Below are 392 nucleotides of genomic sequence, written 5' to 3' on the forward strand. Positions count from 1 at the left end.
TAAGACTCAGTTAAAAGAACAGCAGAGGTTTTATATTGTGCATCAAGATGAAGATGATTTATTGTCCTTTGAGGGTTTTCATGAATTACATTCAAGTCATTGGAAAATAGAACAATATCACCGAGTGATTAAACAGGTTTGTCATATTGAAAAGTTTCAAGTAAGACGATCTAAACTGATTTTGAATCCTTTGTACACGACAAAAAAAGATAACTCATTGAAATAATGGCATAATACTTGTTTTCTGACGACGAATATGATGACACATTTCAATGAGTTACATCTCATCTTAAACAAATATCTAAAGTGGAACAAGTCACATGCAAAATGTTTTACACTGATTATGCTTGCATTAATTGTAAAACAGACATGTAATCTTTCTTCTGCATCTA

The 392-nt window shown here is 30.9% G+C and carries 2 pseudogenes; both read left to right on the plus strand.

Features of this window, described 5'->3' with window-relative positions:
* A pseudogene (locus WFH18_RS17855) lies at positions 1-199 on the plus strand (transposase); the annotation flags it as partial.
* 60 nt (positions 200-259) lie between these two features.
* Positions 260-392: pseudogene (locus WFH18_RS17860) on the plus strand (IS4-like element ISAba33 family transposase); the annotation flags it as partial.

Source organism: Acinetobacter sp. USHLN143 (assembly GCF_037145695.1).
Lineage (GTDB): Bacteria > Pseudomonadota > Gammaproteobacteria > Pseudomonadales > Moraxellaceae > Acinetobacter > Acinetobacter fasciculus.